We start from the raw sequence: 223 nt of genomic DNA, 5'->3' as shown, positions 1-223 counted from the left end.
GCCTGTCCACCTGTCAGGCAAAGATTGATCGGACGGCCTTCTGCATCAACAATCGCGTGGATTTTGCTTGTGAGGCCGCCACGGGAACGTCCCATGCAACCATCGTCGGCACCCCCTTTTTTCCTGTGGCTCCGTGCTGGTGAACGCGGACACAGGTACTGTCGATCATCACAATATCACCGTCATAGGCTTGAGAGACGGCCTCCAGCAGTCGATCCCAGAC

1 pseudogene is annotated in these 223 nt (G+C 57.0%); it reads right to left on the bottom strand.

Annotated features, from left to right (window positions below):
• A pseudogene (locus ABE530_RS19775) lies at window positions 1-223 on the bottom strand (IS5/IS1182 family transposase); the annotation flags it as partial.

The sequence above is a fragment of the Brucella sp. TWI559 genome (assembly GCF_039674265.1).
GTDB lineage: Bacteria > Pseudomonadota > Alphaproteobacteria > Rhizobiales > Rhizobiaceae > Brucella > Brucella chromiisoli.
Note: the sequence above shows the minus strand (reverse complement) of the source record. Positions and strands in the feature narration are given on the sequence as shown.